Genomic DNA, 17558 nt, shown 5'->3' on the forward strand with positions numbered 1-17558 from the left:
TTTCAGTCATAGTGATAGAAGACGATCGAGTCTTTTGTCACTATGGTGCAGAACATTGAGTGGTTGAAACTGATTGATTTACTCTGAGGATTGGGATTTTTCAGCTTTGGAAAAAATTGACTTAAAGCTAATAGGCTCATTCAATTTGGCCATCACCGTTTTCATATTAATCGGCTCATTGAGCTTGGTCATCATTTGCTTATAATTCCAATCTGATGGATTGGTTTCTGCTTCAGTCGGATGAGGTGACGGTGCGGTCGAAGAATCCCCACTGGTAGATGAAGACGGAGCGACTCCATCCAACTCAGATTCCACCCAAATTGTGAAATGGCTCTGATAATTTACGATTAAGCTCATCAAGCCAGCATCTAGCATTTGGCGACAGGAAGCAATTGCTTTTTCCCGTTGAGAGTTCTCAAAAGTTTGCCCCTTCTGAAAACATTTATCTAAAAAAAATAAATTCTGAAACCCCTTGGCATGAAATTCCTCTTGCTTCCAGGTCTACCTGATCAATTAGCAACATACCGAATATTGCCCTGTCACTTATCATTCCATACTTAGGATGCCCATTATTCGTCCAAAGTGAGCGTTTCAGTCGTTTCGATTTGAGATGAGTCTGGGAACTCAGCGTATGAGAGACCGTTGTGACTCAAGCCATTATGGGCTAACCACAGGGTTCATTGCATTACTCATAGAAGTGGATACTAAGACCAAAAAATCACACCTTTTATGGCGGGGTAGATAGACTAGATTGATCCATTATTTTCTCGATTAACGCTGGGTTTCTCAGGTAAAAATCAAGTTACATGCATAGCCCTGATGAATGCTCGTTGAATTGTTGATAAAGTTAATGCTTTGCGCCTTAGTTGATGTTAAACATAACCTTGTTTGTGATTACGGTAGAATCAAATAGATATTGGGAATAATAGATTCGCCCCAAGTGAGTTTGAAGAACTTCTTTTTAAACCAAAGCTAGTTCTAACTACCTTAATTTATTTCCATGAGAGTGTTGGTGCTGTATGGTCCAACTAACGTGCAGGTGATTGGTTCAGGGAAATGTACAATCTAGATGATAGTCTCATGCCTGATGCACCTATCTTTGTCATTGAAGACGATCCCAGTGAGTGCGTTGAGCAAGCAAATACTTCTGTTTTACCTGCTTGGAAAGTTCTGATTGTTGATGATGATCCAGAGGTTCATGAAGCAACCATTCTTGCTTGTGGTTCCTTTGAATTTGAACATAGGCCGTTAAATTTGCTGTCTGCCTATTCTGGGACTGAGGCACGAACGGTCTTGCAGGACCATCCTGATGTTGCTTTGCTACTGCTAGATGTAGTGATGGAAACCAGCCAAGCTGGGCTAGAGTTGGTGAAGTATGTTCGCACGACCTTAAATAATCAGATCATCCGAATTATCTTGAGGACGGGACAACCGGGCGAAGCTCCTGAACTTGATGTCATTCGAGATTACGATATCAATGACTATCGCTTAAAAATTGATCTCACGCGACAACGGTTACTGACAACGGTCATTACAACCTTGCGCTCCTATCGAGATTTGGTGACTTTAGATGCAACGAATAAAGAGTTAGACACCCTTTACAGTCAACAAATCGTGGCTAACCAAAAAATTGAACGACAACAACAAGAATTGATTGCTCAAAACCAGGCTTTAACCATTGCCAAGCAGCAGGCGGTCAAGGCAAATCAGGCAAAAAGTGTTTTCTTGGGAAATATGAGTCATGAGTTGCGAACACCGCTGAATGCCGTTTTGGGCTATACCCAACTGTTAGCACGAGAGCCTCAACTCCAGGCTTTTACCAAAGAGTTAGAAACCATTAATCGCTGCGGCAAGCACTTATTAGTACTCATTAATGATGTCTTGGATTTATCCCGCATTGACTCGGGACAGGTGGTTCTGAATATTGATACATTTAGTTTTCATGAATTATTGAAAACATTAAAAGATATTTGGACAACAAAAGCCCAACATAAAGGTCTGGATTATCAGTTGGAATGGGGATCAGACTTGCCCCCATTATGTGCGCACGGATGAAGGTAAGCTTCGCCAAGTTCTGATGAATTTGTTGAGCAATGCGATTAAATTTACTGAACAAGGACATATAACCTTTCGGATTCATCAAACTGCAGTCGAGCCATCAAGGCTGAATGAGGGACCTCATCTCCCTCTTACCCCTCACTACTGGCTGAATTTTTGAAGTCCGAGATTCTGGTCCTGGCATTTCGGCGAAAGAGTTAGAACATATTTTTCACCCCTTTATTCAAGGAGAACAGGCCCGTAGCATCGTGGACGAAGGAACGGGTTTGGGGTTAGCGATTAGCCATCAATTTGTATCATTGATGGGGGGGGATTTATCGGTTACAAGTTCTCTAGGTGCAGGAAGTTGTTTTAAATTTTCTGTTCCAGTAGAGCAGGCCCAAGCCTGCGTGAAGACACCCTTAGTTGAAAAAGCTAAGGTAACAAGTCTGGCTCCTAATCAGCCAACCTACCGTATTTTAGTTGTGGATGATCAGCCTGATAATTGTAGTTTCCTGACTAAGCTACTGGGGATAGTAGGATTTGAGGCTCAGGCTGTCTATAGTGGCGAGGCTGCTATTTCAAAGTGGCTAGATTGGCATCCTCATCTGATTTGGATGGATATCCGGATGGATGGGCAGGATGGTTATGAAACGACTGAGCAGATTAAAGCCGATAGTTCTGCGCCAACTCCGGTGATTGTGGCACTCACAGCCTTTGCGTTTGAAGAAGATAAAGAAAAAGCTTTGGCCTTAGGCTTTGATGATTTTGTGCGCAAGCCGTTCCAAGAATCCGAGATTTTTGAGAAACTGGCCACTCATTTAGGTATTGAATATCTCTATGATGGAGAGGGTCCCTTACAGCCTGAAGTGTTGTCTCCTCTGACTTCGGAACAGCTAGAGTTTATTGAAAGGGAGCAACTTCAGCATCTCTATGATGCGGCTTTGAGCCTTGATCCGAATCGCACGGCCCACCTGTTAGCCGAATTACCCACAGGGCATGAGGGGATTCGAAAACAATTGCTGTCCCTATCTGATAACTTTCGCTTTGATATCATTATTCAGTTAATAGAGCCTTTGGTTGGATCGTCAGTACAATGACTCTAAATTAGGTCGAATTTCATGGATACAACCGTATTATTCTCTTTTTGTCAGTTTTTCTATCTGGGAAGCAGATTTTCTGGAAGTGAGGGCAGATAAAGAGAGGAGGGTATGCTGAGATGAGTAGCTCTGCCAGGGAACGATGATGAATCTAAATGGCCATCAACAACTCCTCAGCACTTTAACTCAGATTTTGGTTGAATCGGGCTCTTTACAGCAGGATCTAATCGAGTATTGTCATCAATTAGAACAACAAATTGCGCCCTCAGATACTGCTCATTCAGGCCTTGCCGGCAACCGCCTAGATGCTCATCAATATTCTATTTTTGATGCTGCACCGGATGCGATCGCACTGTGCGAATCCGGATGTATCACTTACGTTAATCCTCAGCATTTGCACCTATTTGGCTATTCAGCACTAGAACAATTGCTAGGAAAACCTTGGCAAGTGCTCTATTCCCAAGAAGAAGCCCGACGAATAGAAACGGATGTCTTTTCAATATTATTTGAAGAACAGAGTTGGCAAGGTGAGGTTTACGCCCAACGCCAAGGAGGTGAAGCGTTTATTGCTGAAATATCTTTCTCCTTTGCCCAGCCAGATCAAATTCTGATGGTGAGTCGAGATGTGACGCATCAAGCCTACGCTGAGAGCTGGCAAGATGCTCAGACTACTATTCTCAAACAACTCGCCACTGGCACCTCTACCCTAGAAGTGCTAGAGACGATTATAGATAGTCTTGAATGCCATTTGTTAGGGGGCAAGGGCACAATTCTTCGAGTAGATCCCTGGAACTATCTCCGTCTGGGGGTTGCCCCTCATTTACCACCAGAGATTATCAATACAGTCGATGGGATTGAAGCTTCAGATACAGGTGGAACCATTAGCCGAGCTGCCTTTTCGAAGGAACCTATTATCTCAGAGCTCACCACCTATTCACCCCTAACAACAGCAGAACAAATTGCTATTGAAAAAGGGTTTCAGTCCTGTTGGTCCTTTCCTATTTTAGATAGTCAAGTCCAGGTCGTCGGGGTAATGGCAGTTTATTTCAAAACATCCAGAGTCCCTACAGAACATGAGCAAAAATTTATTGATATTGCGATTGATCTCGCCGATCTTGCTTTAGAACAGCAGCAAAGTCGGTCACAACAGCAGGAAATATCATCCGAGATTCTGCGCTCCAATGCTGAGTTACAGGCCATTTTTGATACGTTTCCCGATTTGCTTCTGCGTGTAAATAGCTATGGAACACTATTGGGCTTTAAAGGAGGACATCATCAAGACAATCCATTTGATCAGCCTGAAGCCTTTTTGGGGAAGCAAATTCAGTCAATTTTGCCTGAAGAGGTCTCTAAGCAATTCCTAACGGCTTTGACGGCTGTCTTAGAGTCACAACAGATTCAACAGATTGAGTATTCTCTTTCCAGGAATGATGTAACTCAATATTATGAGGCTCGATTACTCCCCTCTGAACAGCAGCAAGTTTTAGCTTTGATCAGAAATGTCAGCGATCGCAAGCGAGCAGAGCTGGCTTTATCAGGTTTGTTTAAAGGGACCTCCAAGGTCACAGGGGATGATTTCTTCCAAGTCTTGGTCCAAGAAATTGCTTCCACTCTCAATATGTCCGAAGTGATGCTGTCTCAGGTAGTTGGAGAGGCCCTATCCACCCTGGCCTTCTTTGCCGATGGCAAAATGCAGCCAAATGTGATCTACCCCGTTTCACATACCCCTTGTGAAATTACCCTGCGGGATGGTGCCTATTGCTGTGAACAGGGGGTGCAGGCCACCTTTCCTGAAGATCCAGACTTGGTCTACCTGAAAGCCGAGAGTTACATTGGTTATATTCTGCAAGACTCTGAGGGGAAGCCCATCGGAGTCTTATGTTGCTTAAGTTCTTCTCCCATTCCAGACGGAGATTTTGCTTATTCCATTTTGCAAATCTTTGGTGCTAGGGCAGGCGCAGAATTAGAAAGACTGCAAGGAATTAAAGCGCTGGAGCAGCTTAATTCAGAACTAGAAGCACACGTTCGCAACCGCACCCTAGCTTTGAGACAGTCTCAACAAGATTTACGAACTATTCTCAATACCGCTTATGACGGTATTTATATTCATACTCTCCAGGGAGAGCTGCTTGATGTCAACCAGCGCACCCTAGATATCCATGGCTTAACGAGAGAAAAGATCTTGCAGATGAATCTGGCTGATTTGGTCTCCGAAGGATCTCTTCAGCTATTTCAGCAGCATTTTCAACAGGCGAGCCAGGGAATTAGCCTCCAGTTTGAAGACATGGCCAAAAATTTCCAGAATCCGACAGACTCTCTGCCCGTAGAGATCCGAATTAGAAAGGTTGCTCTCAAGCGGAATCCAGTTTTGATTACAACTTTGAGTGATATCTCGCGTCGAAAGCAGCAGCAAAATGCAATTGAATCGATCGTTAAAGGAACAGCAGATAAAACGGGTGCAGATTTTTATCAATCTTGTGTCCAGTATCTTGCAGATATCTTTCGGGTGAACTACGCATTTGTCGCCAAAATAAAGGATGATGCCTGGACTCAATCCCAAGTCTTGGCCATGTGGACCGGGGATAGTTTTGCCACCCCTTATGATTTAGATTTAGCCGACACTCCTTATTTGGAAACCTATCGACATGAATGGTTTTGTGTCCCGAATTCTCTTGCGACTAAATTTCCTACTCTCTCAAAAAACTTATCTCCTCAGGGAGAAAGTTATATTAGCTGCCTGATTAAAAACTCCCAGGGAGAAATCTTAGGCAATTTAGGGATTATCGACACAAAGCCCTTACCCATCGATACCAGTAATTTGGAGTTTGTACTCCAGTTGTTTGCAACTCGGGTGGGGGCCGAAATGGAACGGCAAGTCTCAGAAGATGCTCTCCGGCGAAGTCAAAAGCAACTGCAAGCAGTGATTGACAACTCTTCTGCGGCAATTTACTTGAAGGATTTAGAGGGAAGATATCTGATCTTTAACCGGGTTATAGGAGATTTATTCGGTATTGATCCCCAAACGTCTTTAGGCAAGACTGACTTTGACTTTTTTTCAAAAAAAATTGCAGAAAAATTGCGAGAAAATGACTGTAGTATCATAGCCGCAGGTCATCCCCAATCGATAGAAGAAGTAGTGACCCATGCGGATGGTAGCCGTCACACTTATATCGCTAATAAATTTCCGGTCTTAGATCCTCAGGGCCGAGTGTATGCCATAGGAGGGGTTTCTACTAATATTAGTGATCGCAAACGGACTGAAAATCAATTGCGGGAATCTCAACAGCTGCTTCGCCTCGTGATTGACAACATTCCCCAGATCATCTATTGGAAAGACCATGATTCTATTTATTTAGGGTGTAACCAAAATTTTGCTGCAGCTATGGGGTTGGAGGCTCCCAAGCAGGTCATTGGCAAAACGGATGATGCATTCGCACATCCCCATCATCATCTTGCTGCCAGCCAACAAAATGATGAGCTGGTATTATCTACTGGTATTCCTGAACTACATGTACTGCAGGTTTTCAACCCAGAGCACAATGACACCATTTGGGCTGACACCAACAAAATCCCCTTAAAGGATCCTTTTGATAACACGGTCGGTATTTTAGGGACTTACGAAGATATTAGCGATCGCAAACAAGCTGAACAGGCATTGAAGCAAGTCAACGAAGAGCTTGAACATCGGGTTGCCTGCAGAACGAAAGAACTCCAGGCTGCCAAAGAAACAGCAGACGCGGCCAATCGAGCTAAAAGTGACTTTCTTGCTAATATGAGTCACGAATTACGAACTCCCCTGAATGGCATTTTGGGGTACGCTCAGATTCTCAAGCGCGACCACCATATCTTGCCTCACCACCAACGAGCATTAAATATCATTCACCAAAGTGGTGAACATCTCTTGACTCTCATTGATGACATCCTCGATATTGCCAAAATCGAGGCCAGGAAACTAGAGCTAAATACCTCAGATATTCATTTGCCATCCCTATTAGAGAGTATTGTGAACCTCGCTCAAATGCGGGTGCAAGCAAAGAATATCAAGTTTGTCTATCAGCCGGCTGACGCTCTTCCTCAAGGAATTCAGGCCGATAAGAAGTGCCTACGTCAAATCCTACTTAATCTGTTGAGTAATGCCATTAAGTTTACAGATCAAGGTCAAGTCACTTTATTTGTAGAGATTGAGCAACGAACGTCCCAGCAAGTCATACTTAAATTCGCCATAGCCGATACAGGAATTGGAATTTCTCCAGACCAAATTGAGCAGATTTTTCACCCCTTTGAGCAAGTTGGAGAACTTCATCGCCGAGCTGAGGGGACAGGGCTGGGACTATCCATATCTCGCCAACTGGTTGAACTGATGGGAGGAACACTTCAAGTTGAAAGTTGCGTAGGGAAAGGCTCTATATTTTGGTTTTCCGTTCCATTTGGATCCTCGGAACAACTTGTCCCAGTGCAGACAGTCGGTGGCCCCATTGTTGGATATACTGGTCCCCCACGCCGACTACTAATTGTTGATGATAGCGCGGTCAATCGGTCTGTTTTGGTATCTATGCTAGAACCTCTTGGCTTTATCCTAGAGTTGGCAGAAGATGGGCAACAAGGCCTAGAAAAAGCGATTGAGTGTAAACCAGAGCTTATCCTTAGTGATTTAGTCATGCCTAACAAAGACGGATGGGCAATGATTAAGGAAATACGGCAAATTCCTGAATTTGAGAACATTCCTATTTTCGCGATTTCTGCTAGTGTGCAAGCAGTGGATCAACAACATAGCCAAGATGCTGGATGTAATGCTTTTATCCCTAAACCTATAGAAGAGATGACTCTGTATACTCTGCTGGCTGAGTATTTACAGTTGGAATGGAATTTTGCTTTGAGTGCGACTGCTCAATCAACAACAAACAATAGTGATCTACCAGTGCTTGTTGTCCCTGATCAAAACTGTTTACAGCAGCTGTATGAACTAGCCATGCTTGGAAACATGACCCAAATGCGTCGAGAGGCTTCTAGCCTGGTAACCTCAAAACAACAGTTAGCGCCCTTTGCTAATCAATTAATCTCTCTAGCTCAGGATTTTGAAGATGAAAAAATCATGACGTTTCTCCGACAATATTTACCCCAGGAGTAGCTCCACAAATATTGTCTTATCTGGGTTTATATTAGAGGATTAGTCTAGGTTTCTCCTGGTTAATGCCCAATATTAATGTGCTTAAGCCTAGTTGATGCTGAAGATTTTCTAACTAATGCATTCCGACAGTGCAGATTTCTTTGAATGATTTGTTTTATCTGGTGTGTCTCTGATGTCTGGCGATATAGATTTTCGCAACTACACCTTATTAATCATTGATGACAATCCTAATAATCTGGGAGTTGCAGTATCGGCCCTCGAAAGTTTTGGTGCCACTATTTTAGTGTCGCGTTCGGGGGAGAGTGGTTTACAACGGGCTGCCTATGCTCAGCCCAACATCATCCTCCTAGATGTGTTGATGCCAGATATTGATGGTTTTGAAACCTGCCGACGCTTGAAAGCTAATCCCAAAACAGAACCAATTCCCGTTATCTTTATGACGGCCCTGACGTCTAACAATGACAAAGTTAAAGGCTTAGAAGTAGGAGCGGTTGACTATGTCACTAAACCTATTTACGTAGATGAGCTACTTGCAAGAGTTAAAGTTCACCTCCAGTTATATGCATTGAATCAAACATTGCAAACTCAAAATAATCAGCTGAAAGCTGAGATTGAACAGCGAATCACCACAGAAAAAACCCTGACTGAAACGATCGACCAATTGAAAAATACCCAGAGCCAACTGATAGAGTCCGAGAAAATGGCAGCTTTAGGGAATTTAGTAGCTGGCGTTGCCCATGAGATCAGCACGCCTATTGGCACAAGTATCACGGCTGCCTCGACCTTAGCCGATGAGACCCAAACTTTTCTGAAGGCAGTGGAACAAGGACAAGTTAAACGGTCTGTCTTTAGCCGTTATATCCACGTAGCAAAAAGTAGCTCCAAATTAGTCCTCAGCAATTTACATCGAGCTGGAGATCTAGTGCGTAGTTTTAAGCTTGTTGCAGTTGACCAATCTCATCAGGAACAACGGGAATTTAATGTCAAATCTTATTTGCAAGAGGTGGTCAATAGCTTGAGACCTCAACTCAAAAATAGCAAGCATCAATTACTTTTAACCGGAGATGATTCCCTTGTAATTACTAGCTACCCTGGGCTCCTTGCCCAAATTGTTACCAATTTGGTCACTAATTCCCTAACCCATGCCTATCAACCTTCTGAACCAGGGCTTATGCAGATGGATATTCAGAAGGGATTTCAGGGGCTACAACTCACCTACAGTGATGATGGTTGTGGTATTCCGCCAGAGAAACAACGCAAGATTTTCGAGCCTTTTTATACGACTGCCCGTGATCGCGGTGGGACCGGGCTTGGATTACATATTGTCTATAATCTCGTTACTCAGTCCTTCTCGGGCAAGATTAAAGTGGATAGCCAGGCTGGCAAAGGAACTAAGTTCCTGATCTCTTTGCCTCAAGAGCTTTTGAAATCTGACTTTTCCTGCTAAGTCTTCCAGTGCTTAGTGGGTGGTATTTGTAGCCCTTAGTCTCAGCCTTGGTTAAAGTAAGTGCAGTGATACCCAGGGAGCATCTAATGAGTCCAGAGCGTTATGAGCAAAATTTTGGAACCTGTGAGTTGGGTGATCAACGATTGAATCACCGTGCATTCAGTATCGGTCGTTCTCTGAGCGAGAAATTTGGTCAAGCCCTATCGACCGTATTTGAGACTGGGAAAGCCCTCAAACGGTCTTACGAGTTTTCGCAAATGTGAAAACCAGCTTCGCTAAGATTCTTTCTCCTCATTGTTCTATGACCGCTTGTAGCGTATCGTCGCAAGAGATGACCTTGAGTGTTGGCGACACCACCTTCCTCGACTATGAAGGTATCAAGCAGAAGCGCCAAGGCTATGGTCCCCAAGGCAGAGGGGGGAATGGATTATTACTCCATAGTGCCTTAGCCGTTGACCCTGAGCAGGGCCAACCCTTGGGTTTGTTATGGCAAAAAGTGTGGAATCGTCAGCATCGCCCCAAGCCCCCGAAGAATGAAACGTCCCGACCAAAGAAGCAACGTCAGACCAAAGCGCGTAAAACTGCTCGGGAGCGTCTATTTGAGGAAAAAGAATCCTATCGTTGGGTGGAAGCACTGCACGCAGTGGAGAAAGCTGTGGGTCCTTCAACTCGTATCATTCATGTCTTTGACCGAGAAGGAGACATTGCTGAAGTCTTTGAACGACTCAATACCCTAGACAATACGGGACTCGTGGTTAGAGCCTCTCATAATCGTTGTCTAGAACACGATCCTAATCGCCTGTGGGAAAAGCTGGAAGCCCAGAGTGTTCAGTTCGAGTATGAGATTGACTTACCTAAAACGAAAGGCCGGAGTGCGCGCACGGCTAAGTTAGCTGTGAGATGTTGTCTTGTTGAACTTCAAAGACCAGCCCGACTAGCTGCCAGTCAACCCCTTCAGGTTTACGCTGTCTATGCAACAGAAGTAGCCCCACCTGAAGGGGAAGAACCAGTGTCATGGATGTTGCTCACTAGTGAAGTCGTGACAACAGTAGAAATGGCCCAAACCAGTTTGCGTTGGTACACCTACCGTTGGCGAGTTGAGGAGTATCACAAAGTTCTAAAATCGGGCACTCAGGTGGAGCGATATCGGTTGGCATCTGAGGGAATGAAAACCTTATTGGGATTCCTGTGTATCACTGCTGTAGAGCTGTTGCGTGTGACTTATTTAGAACGAACACAACCTCAATTACCTGCACAAGATGTCCTCACGCCTTTACAGATCAAAGTTCTCATTGCCAAGACCCCGAAGGTACCTAAAACATTAACGGTGGCATGGGCTGTTCAAGCAGTTGCACGACTCGGGGGATATCTGGAGCATCGTCGAAACACACCGATTGGAATTCAAGTCCTGTGGAAAGGGTGGGCGAAGCTCAATGACCTGATTGAAGGCTGGCTGTTAGCTACCCAGGAGACTTAGCAGGAAAAGTCAGCTTTTGAAATCTGAATGATTAGCTCTAATTTCCCTACGAAGTAACGTAAAACAACCCTGGCCAAGGATATGCGTGACCTACTTTTTGAGATTTTAGAACTTTTTTCAAGGCAACCGGTAAGATATCTTGAATGATACTGTGTTTACCTGAAGGCTCATATGTCTGTGGCGTAAGTGCTTACAGGTTTACCAATAATTATGCACCATCGACTTTTTGGGGTTGATAGTGCGGGGGTTGAATGGGTGGACTTCTTGAAATGCGATCGCTTTGTCGTTCCTATTTTCCTTCTATTAGGGGCGATCAGGGAATAATTGTGATCTTATGTCTCGATCTAATTAATAGAGATTAAGTTATTGAATACAGCACATCCCCTTGACTTTATAGAGGTCTGGAGAAAAAAATAAGAATCTTGGCGTCCCGATTCGTTAGTGAAAGGGTGAAAGCTAAGATCTCGATGGCGCTTACTGGCTCAAGACTATTTACTTTAGACACGACTATGGGTAAACCTACTGGTTTTATTGAATTCGTTCGCGAAATTCCAACGGATCGTCCCCCGCTGGAACGGATTAAAAATTGGGATGAATTCCATCAGCATTTACCCGAAGATCGTCTCCGTGACCAAGGCGCAAGGTGTATGGATTGTGGTACACCGTTTTGCCATACCGGGACGATTATTAGCAATATGGCTAGTGGGTGCCCTATTAATAATCTGATCCCGGAATGGAATGATTTAGTGTATCGAGGACTGTGGCGAGAGGCTCTCGATCGACTCCATAAGACCAATAATTTTCCAGAATTTACCGGTCGAGTCTGCCCAGCACCTTGTGAAGGCTCCTGTGTACTGGGGATAACAAATCCTCCCGTAACCATCAAAAATATTGAGCAGACCATTGTTGATAGAGGCTGGGAAGAGGGGTGGATTACTCCTCAACCTCCGGAAAAACGCACCGGCAAAAAGGTTGCTGTGGTGGGTTCAGGGCCTGCAGGATTATGTGCTGCCGCCCAGCTCAATAAGGCTGGTCATTGGGTGACGGTGCTGGAGCGGGCCGATCGACCTGGCGGTTTGTTGACCTATGGCATTCCCAACATGAAGTTGGAGAAAGAGCAGGTGGTCATGCGCCGTATCCAAATACTAGAAGAAGAAGGGGTGAAGTTTGTTTGTAATACCGAAGTTGGCAAAGATCTGACCGCTGACTCCTTGTTGAAGGATTTTGATGCTGTTGTTCTATGTACAGGTTCTACTCGTCCCCGTGATTTGCCTATTGAAGGTCGGAATTTGCAGGGCATTCACTTTGCAATGGATTTTCTGACGGCCAATACTAAAGCAGTAATGGATCCAAGTTTGAATGACCAGGTGATTTCAGCCCAGGGCAAAGATGTGGTCGTCATTGGTGGTGGAGATACCGGTACAGACTGTGTGGGGACTTCCATTCGCCACAACTGCAAGAGTTTAGTGCAGCTAGAAATTATGCCCAAACCACCTCAGGAGCGAGCTGCTAATAACCCTTGGCCTGAATGGCCAAAGGTTTATCGTCTTGATTATGGCCAGGAAGAGGCTGCTGCTATCTTTGGGGATGATCCAAGGGGCTATTTGACGATGACGACCCGCTTTGAAGGGGATGAACAGGGGCATGTAAAAGCCCTCCACACCGTACAAGTGGCTTGGGAAAAGGATGAGCAAGGTCGGTTTACGCCTGTTCACGTGCCTGGGTCTGAAAAAGTAATTCCAGCTCAACTGGTGCTGCTGGCAATGGGCTTTTTAGGGCCAGAACAGCCACTGCTAGATTCTTTGGACTTAGACCTCGATCCTCGGGGTAATGTCAAAGCTGAGTATGAGCAATATACGACTAGTCTCCCAGGGGTGTTTGCAGCGGGAGATTGCCGTCGAGGCCAAAGCCTGGTGGTGTGGGCGTTTAATGAAGGTCGAGGGGCGGCTCGGGAATGCGATCGCTACCTAATGGGGCAAACTGATTTGCCCTAGTTATAGTGTTGGCTTTAGAGAATGACTGTCCTCAACTGTTAGTACGACATGAAACCTTCTCCACAAACCGTTTATGACAATCTCAATTTGCTTGAGCAAGTCGATAAAGTGAGTAGCGCACGATATCGTCAGATGGCTCAAGATATTTTGGCGGACCCCGAGGTAAGTTTGCAATGGCGAGAAGCCATTGCAGAGCGTCTCAACCAAGCCAATCGTCAGCTAGGGCTGCAAACTGCTAGCGATGGTGATAGTTACTAGTCCTTAGTCAGGATGAGCTTGGATCAGATCAAAAATGGTGTTGTCCAGCTCATAGCCAAACATCTCCGCCATTTGTATGACTTTGGCATTACTATCATGCCCTAAGGATCGGAGCCAGCGGGTGATCACGAAGACCTTATGCATCATTAAAATATCTAAGGCTTGGGGATTGAAGAGAATGCCTTCTTTTTTGCTGAACTGGTGAGGAACGAGCATGGCAACATAGCGGACTAATTCACCAGAACGCCAGTCCAGCAGTAACGGTAACCAAGGATAAAGACTGTCTAAGCGAATAAACCATAAGCGCACTTCTGGGATCTCGGACCATTCTTGCTGGGCATCAGCCGGTTGGGGATAGTCAATTTGAAATTTTACTTCTTGCTCATGGGCCAAAATGTTTTTGGTAAGCCAAGTTTCCAAAAGAGGACGGATGGGGGATAAGTCTAGGCTGTCAATATGAGTCGCGTTGATGGCAATCGTTTCGGTCATAGTCTGGATCAGTTTGAAAGGGGTGTGAAAGGGCGATAAAACGGAATCGGTTCGGGTTTAGGTATGATAGAGAAGAATGGCAATGCGGCTCAGTTCCGTCTGTGCTATTTGGCTTGAGTTGAGTATGACTGGCTGTCAAACACAGATGATATCCAGCTTGACTTAATTTTGTTTGTTTAGGTTTACCTTGACCCATTAAAGCTCGAAATCGTTGTTTAGTGTTGGGATGTACCGAGTGTTGGACGTTGAGCCTGAAACCCCCGCCAAACCAATCACTTCCCTAGAAGAGGCGATTGACCAATGCCAAAGTTTGGGCATGCGGCTGAGTCGGCAACGGCGGTCTATTTTGGAGTTGCTTTGGCAAGGAGAAGAACATCTCTCTGCTCGACAAATCTATGATCGGTTGAATCAGGTGGGTAAAGAGATTGGCCATACATCGGTTTACCAGAATTTAGAGGCTTTGTCCCAACAAGGAATTATTGAATGTGTGGAGCGATCAGATGGACGCTTATATGGCAACTTAAGTCATTCTCATAGCCATATTAATTGTCTAGATACCGATCAAATTATTGATATTCAAGTTGAATTACCCCCGGAATTGATTGCTCAAATCGAGGAGCGGGCAGGCGTAACGATTTCAGATTATCGGGTAGACTTCTTTGCTTACCGCCACTCAAATCCAAAAAATGTAGCCAATTAATCCTAAACTAGATCCAGCAAGCAGATTGAAGCGGTAGGGTACCCATTGCTTTCGGATTAAGTGATGGATGTAATTGGGTTCCCTTGCCTTTGACTAAGTTAGGAGTAAAACGTACAGATGGCTGGATCTACCCAAGATGTCCCACGTCTTTTGCGGGCTGCCCGTGGGGAAGTATTGGATCGTCCCCCCGTATGGATGATGCGACAGGCGGGTCGATATATGAAGGCCTACCGAGACCTGCGAGAAAAGTATCCTTCTTTTCGGGAACGCTCTGAGATTCCTGAGGTGGCGATCGAGATCTCCCTACAGCCTTGGCGCTCCTTTCAGCCGGATGGGGTAATTCTCTTTTCTGATATTGTTACGCCATTGCCTGGAATCGGCATCAAAATGGATGTTGCTGAAGGTAAGGGACCGATCATCGAAGATCCGATCCGAACCATGGAACAGGTGAATCATCTCCATGCTTTGGAACCGGATGAGTCATTACCGTTTATTCGCCAAATTTTAACTGCCCTGCGGCAAGAAGTGGGTAATCAATCGACGGTTCTAGGATTTGTGGGTGCGCCTTGGACTTTAGCGGCCTATGCGATAGAAGGTAAAGGCTCCAAGCATTACTCCATTATTAAGGGAATGGCTTTTGATGATCCGGCCATTCTTCATGCGTTTTTGGAGAAGATCTCGGATGCGATCGCAACCTATATGTGTCACCAAATTGATTGTGGTGCACAGGTTGTTCAAATGTTTGATTCTTGGGCCGGTCAACTGAGTCCCATTGACTTTGAAACCTTTGCTCTTCCCTACCAACAACGGGTTTTTCGTCAGGTGAAAGAAACTCACCCGGATACCCCCTTAATTCTCTTGGCTAGCGGTAGTGCTGGCTTGCTAGAGCGGATGGCTCAGGCTGGTGCAGATATCATTAGTGTGGATTGGACCGTAGATATGGCAGATGCCCGTAGGCGCTTAGGGCCAAACCTGCATGTGCAGGGGAATATGGATCCGGGCGTGCTATTTGGGTCTCAGGATTTCATTCGCGATCGCATTTTAGATACGATTCGCAAAGCTGGCAATAAAGGCCACATCATGAACCTCGGTCATGGCATTCTACCAACTACACCAGAAGAAAATGCTGCCTTTTTCTTTGAAACGGTTAAGCAAGCTGATCAGTTGTTAGCTGTTCCTGCTTAGAACCTTAAAATCTTAGAAAAAGCTCGATGTCGGGCTGATATTAACCATCTACTACCAGAGAGCAAGATTTTTTCTTGCTCTCTGATTTTTTAGTCATAGCCAGACTTACCCAACCATGCCTATGGCTACCAGACAAACAATCGTTGAAAAATTGAGAGGACCCTATACGGCTTATATCCTGGCCAAAAGCACACCTTAAATACTGGAAGCGAATCATTCATCTTCGAAATTCTAGAGGACTTAAATGAGTAAAGTACTCTCCAAATATTGAGTAAGTTTCAATACAATGAAAGTAAATTCTGTGGATGCTGATGGGCTCTCTTGAAGCCTAGAGGTCTTAGATTAGGATGCAAGTTTGTACTCCTGTCCTGACTTAAAGACTGAGATCTGAAATAATCTCTCGATAAGTTAGGGCCGAATATAAATTGCTAGCATCCTTTTCCTATACCCTCCAGACTAAGAACAGTCTTTCATCCAAACCCTCAGTGCCATCTGGATAAACTACGGCCATGAGCGATATTGAAAATCTGAGAATTCACTTTTATGGTGTGCAAGGAAGTGGCTCAATCTACCCTTCTTTTCAAGAACGAAGGGCTTATCAAGCCCTGACGGATCAAGATTTACTCAAGCAGGTATTTGAAGATCTACAAAAACGGGCTGGGCCAGATGGTCGTTTAAATACGACCGTAGAAGAACTACTGGGTGGCCCCCTCAATAAAGCAACTCTTGCAGCCTATCGAAACCGTTTGGAATTTTCTCAAGCACGCATTTATGGAGGTTGGACGACCTGTATCCGGATAGAAACTGCAGATAAATACGATATCGTTTTGGACTGCGGCACTGGATTTCGGATTTGTGCCAAGGACATTATGCAGAAGTGGGAAACAGAGGAGAAAGAACAATCTTTGCTCTCCACAGACCATCCCTCAGGAATTAACCGTCACCTCTATATATTTGGAAGCCACTCTCACTTTGACCATACTGAAGGATTTGACCAGGCCGCCGTTTGCTTTGACCCTCGTAACCATATTCATGTCTATGCCAATCGCCAATATCTCCAAGCGCTCGATCAAATATTAGGCATCTTTTCTCACCAGGTGGATTATCGGCTCAAAGGGGTACAAACGCCCCTAAGTTATGAATTGATGCCTGCGCAGTTTCATTCTTGGGAGATTCGAGATTTTCAGGTTGATCCACCTGCGGATACCCCAGACAAATTTGTCGACCAATATCAAGACCTAGGTCATCCCATTCATCTTGGTGAGACGATTCTACAGCCCTTCGAAGTGTTTCACCCCAGCCCTTGCTTAGCCTATCGAGTTGAACGGGGCGGCAAAGTCTTTATTTTTTGTACTGATCATGAGCTCCGCCGAGGTCAAGAGTCCGATCATCCATTACAAATCGCTAGCTTAGAGGCTGAAGAACGATTATGCCAACACAGCATGGATGCTGATATTTTGTATCGGGATGGTCAATTTTTAAGAGTTGAGTATGACGGAGACCTAGGTGTTGGCTCTCCCCATGGTGTTTCACGATTAGATTGGGGGCATAGCTGCATTGAAGATGTATTGGATATGGCCACACGATGTCGGGTCAAACAGACCTACATTGGCCATCATGATCCAAACCGTGACTGGTCGGAGCGCAATTGGCTCGATGAAACATTACAACGAAAAAGTAAACAGACAGGGCTAAATTTTGAGCTGGCTAGGGCAGAAACCATCATTGATCTCTAGGCATCTT

14 protein-coding genes are annotated in these 17558 nt (G+C 44.9%); 12 read left to right on the forward strand and 2 right to left on the reverse strand.

The annotated features are described in order from the left end of the window. Positions 1-78 precede the first annotated feature (78 nt). Entirely contained in the window at positions 79-315 is a 237-nt protein-coding gene (locus tag HRE53_RS25825; RefSeq protein WP_235108505.1) for a hypothetical protein, read from the reverse strand. Positions 316-1080: 765 nt separating this feature from the next. Between HRE53_RS25825 and HRE53_RS25830 the strand changes: the two genes are divergently transcribed. The 9 genes from HRE53_RS25830 to HRE53_RS25870 all read left to right on the forward strand — a co-directional run bounded on the left by HRE53_RS25830 (position 1081) and on the right by HRE53_RS25870 (position 13441). Continuing rightward, entirely contained in the window at positions 1081-2055 is a 975-nt protein-coding gene (locus tag HRE53_RS25830; RefSeq protein WP_235108506.1) for a histidine kinase dimerization/phospho-acceptor domain-containing protein, read from the forward strand. Positions 2056-2077: 22 nt separating this feature from the next. After that, entirely contained in the window at positions 2078-2218 is a 141-nt protein-coding gene (locus HRE53_RS34585) for a hypothetical protein (RefSeq protein WP_255801501.1), read from the forward strand. Between the two features lie 46 nt (positions 2219-2264). Continuing rightward, positions 2265-3137, forward strand: coding sequence for a hybrid sensor histidine kinase/response regulator (locus HRE53_RS25840; protein WP_255801502.1), 873 nt, complete (start codon positions 2265-2267; stop codon positions 3135-3137). Positions 3138-3279: 142 nt separating this feature from the next. Continuing rightward, complete coding sequence (locus HRE53_RS25845; protein ID WP_235108507.1) at positions 3280-8265, forward strand: PAS domain S-box protein; 4986 nt, start codon at positions 3280-3282, stop codon at positions 8263-8265. Positions 8266-8437: 172 nt separating this feature from the next. Then, entirely contained in the window at positions 8438-9712 is a 1275-nt protein-coding gene (locus HRE53_RS25850) for an ATP-binding protein (protein WP_235108508.1), read from the forward strand. 86 nt (positions 9713-9798) lie between these two features. Next, complete coding sequence (locus HRE53_RS25855) at positions 9799-9975, forward strand: transposase DNA-binding-containing protein (RefSeq protein ID WP_212661557.1); 177 nt, start codon at positions 9799-9801, stop codon at positions 9973-9975. Positions 9976-10013: 38 nt separating this feature from the next. Further along, positions 10014-11189, forward strand: coding sequence for an IS4 family transposase (locus HRE53_RS25860; RefSeq protein ID WP_396133407.1), 1176 nt, complete (start codon positions 10014-10016; stop codon positions 11187-11189). A 509-nt stretch (positions 11190-11698) separates the two neighbouring features. Further along, the gene (gltD, locus tag HRE53_RS25865; RefSeq protein WP_235108510.1) at positions 11699-13183 is read left to right on the forward strand and encodes a glutamate synthase small subunit; all 1485 of its coding nucleotides are present in this window, start codon (positions 11699-11701) and stop codon (positions 13181-13183) included. 48 nt (positions 13184-13231) lie between these two features. After that, positions 13232-13441, forward strand: coding sequence for a hypothetical protein (locus HRE53_RS25870; RefSeq protein WP_212665977.1), 210 nt, complete (start codon positions 13232-13234; stop codon positions 13439-13441). Between the two features lie 3 nt (positions 13442-13444). Here the strand turns inward: HRE53_RS25870 and HRE53_RS25875 are convergent, their stop codons facing one another. Next, the gene (locus HRE53_RS25875; RefSeq protein WP_235108511.1) at positions 13445-13930 is read right to left on the reverse strand and encodes a CRR6 family NdhI maturation factor; all 486 of its coding nucleotides are present in this window, start codon (positions 13928-13930) and stop codon (positions 13445-13447) included. Between the two features lie 226 nt (positions 13931-14156). Here HRE53_RS25875 and HRE53_RS25880 point away from each other — a divergent pair, with 226 nt between their 5' ends. The 3 genes from HRE53_RS25880 to HRE53_RS25890 all read left to right on the forward strand — a co-directional run bounded on the left by HRE53_RS25880 (position 14157) and on the right by HRE53_RS25890 (position 17551). Next, positions 14157-14630 (forward strand): Fur family transcriptional regulator, encoded by a 474-nt coding sequence (locus HRE53_RS25880; RefSeq protein WP_212665979.1) that lies wholly within the window; start codon positions 14157-14159, stop codon positions 14628-14630. A 117-nt stretch (positions 14631-14747) separates the two neighbouring features. Next, positions 14748-15815 (forward strand): uroporphyrinogen decarboxylase, encoded by a 1068-nt coding sequence (gene hemE, locus HRE53_RS25885; RefSeq protein ID WP_235108512.1) that lies wholly within the window; start codon positions 14748-14750, stop codon positions 15813-15815. A gap of 509 nt (positions 15816-16324) precedes the next feature. Then, a complete protein-coding gene (locus HRE53_RS25890; protein WP_212665981.1) occupies positions 16325-17551 on the forward strand; it encodes an MBL fold metallo-hydrolase in 1227 nt (408 codons plus the stop codon). The last annotated feature ends 7 nt before the right edge of the window (positions 17552-17558 follow it).

Source organism: Acaryochloris sp. 'Moss Beach', assembly GCF_021497025.1.
Lineage (GTDB): Bacteria > Cyanobacteriota > Cyanobacteriia > Thermosynechococcales > Thermosynechococcaceae > Acaryochloris > Acaryochloris marina_A.

Excerpts from the sequence above, each read along its gene's own strand:
- HRE53_RS25875 (WP_235108511.1), bottom strand. The coding sequence starts at position 13,930 with ATGACCGAAACGATTGCCATCAACGCGACTCATATTGACAGCCTAGAC.
- hemE (WP_235108512.1), top strand. The coding sequence starts at position 14,748 with ATGGCTGGATCTACCCAAGATGTCCCACGTCTTTTGCGGGCTGCCCGT.
- HRE53_RS25850 (WP_235108508.1), top strand. The coding sequence starts at position 8,438 with ATGTCTGGCGATATAGATTTTCGCAACTACACCTTATTAATCATTGAT.
- HRE53_RS25870 (WP_212665977.1), top strand. The coding sequence starts at position 13,232 with ATGAAACCTTCTCCACAAACCGTTTATGACAATCTCAATTTGCTTGAG.
- HRE53_RS25890 (WP_212665981.1), top strand. The coding sequence starts at position 16,325 with ATGAGCGATATTGAAAATCTGAGAATTCACTTTTATGGTGTGCAAGGA.
- HRE53_RS25855 (WP_212661557.1), top strand. The coding sequence starts at position 9,799 with ATGAGTCCAGAGCGTTATGAGCAAAATTTTGGAACCTGTGAGTTGGGT.
- HRE53_RS25830 (WP_235108506.1), top strand. The coding sequence starts at position 1,081 with ATGCCTGATGCACCTATCTTTGTCATTGAAGACGATCCCAGTGAGTGC.
- HRE53_RS25860 (WP_396133407.1), top strand. The coding sequence starts at position 10,014 with ATGACCGCTTGTAGCGTATCGTCGCAAGAGATGACCTTGAGTGTTGGC.
- gltD (WP_235108510.1), top strand. The coding sequence starts at position 11,699 with ATGGGTAAACCTACTGGTTTTATTGAATTCGTTCGCGAAATTCCAACG.
- HRE53_RS34585 (WP_255801501.1), top strand. The coding sequence starts at position 2,078 with ATGAATTTGTTGAGCAATGCGATTAAATTTACTGAACAAGGACATATA.
- HRE53_RS25845 (WP_235108507.1), top strand. The coding sequence starts at position 3,280 with ATGATGAATCTAAATGGCCATCAACAACTCCTCAGCACTTTAACTCAG.
- HRE53_RS25880 (WP_212665979.1), top strand. The coding sequence starts at position 14,157 with ATGTACCGAGTGTTGGACGTTGAGCCTGAAACCCCCGCCAAACCAATC.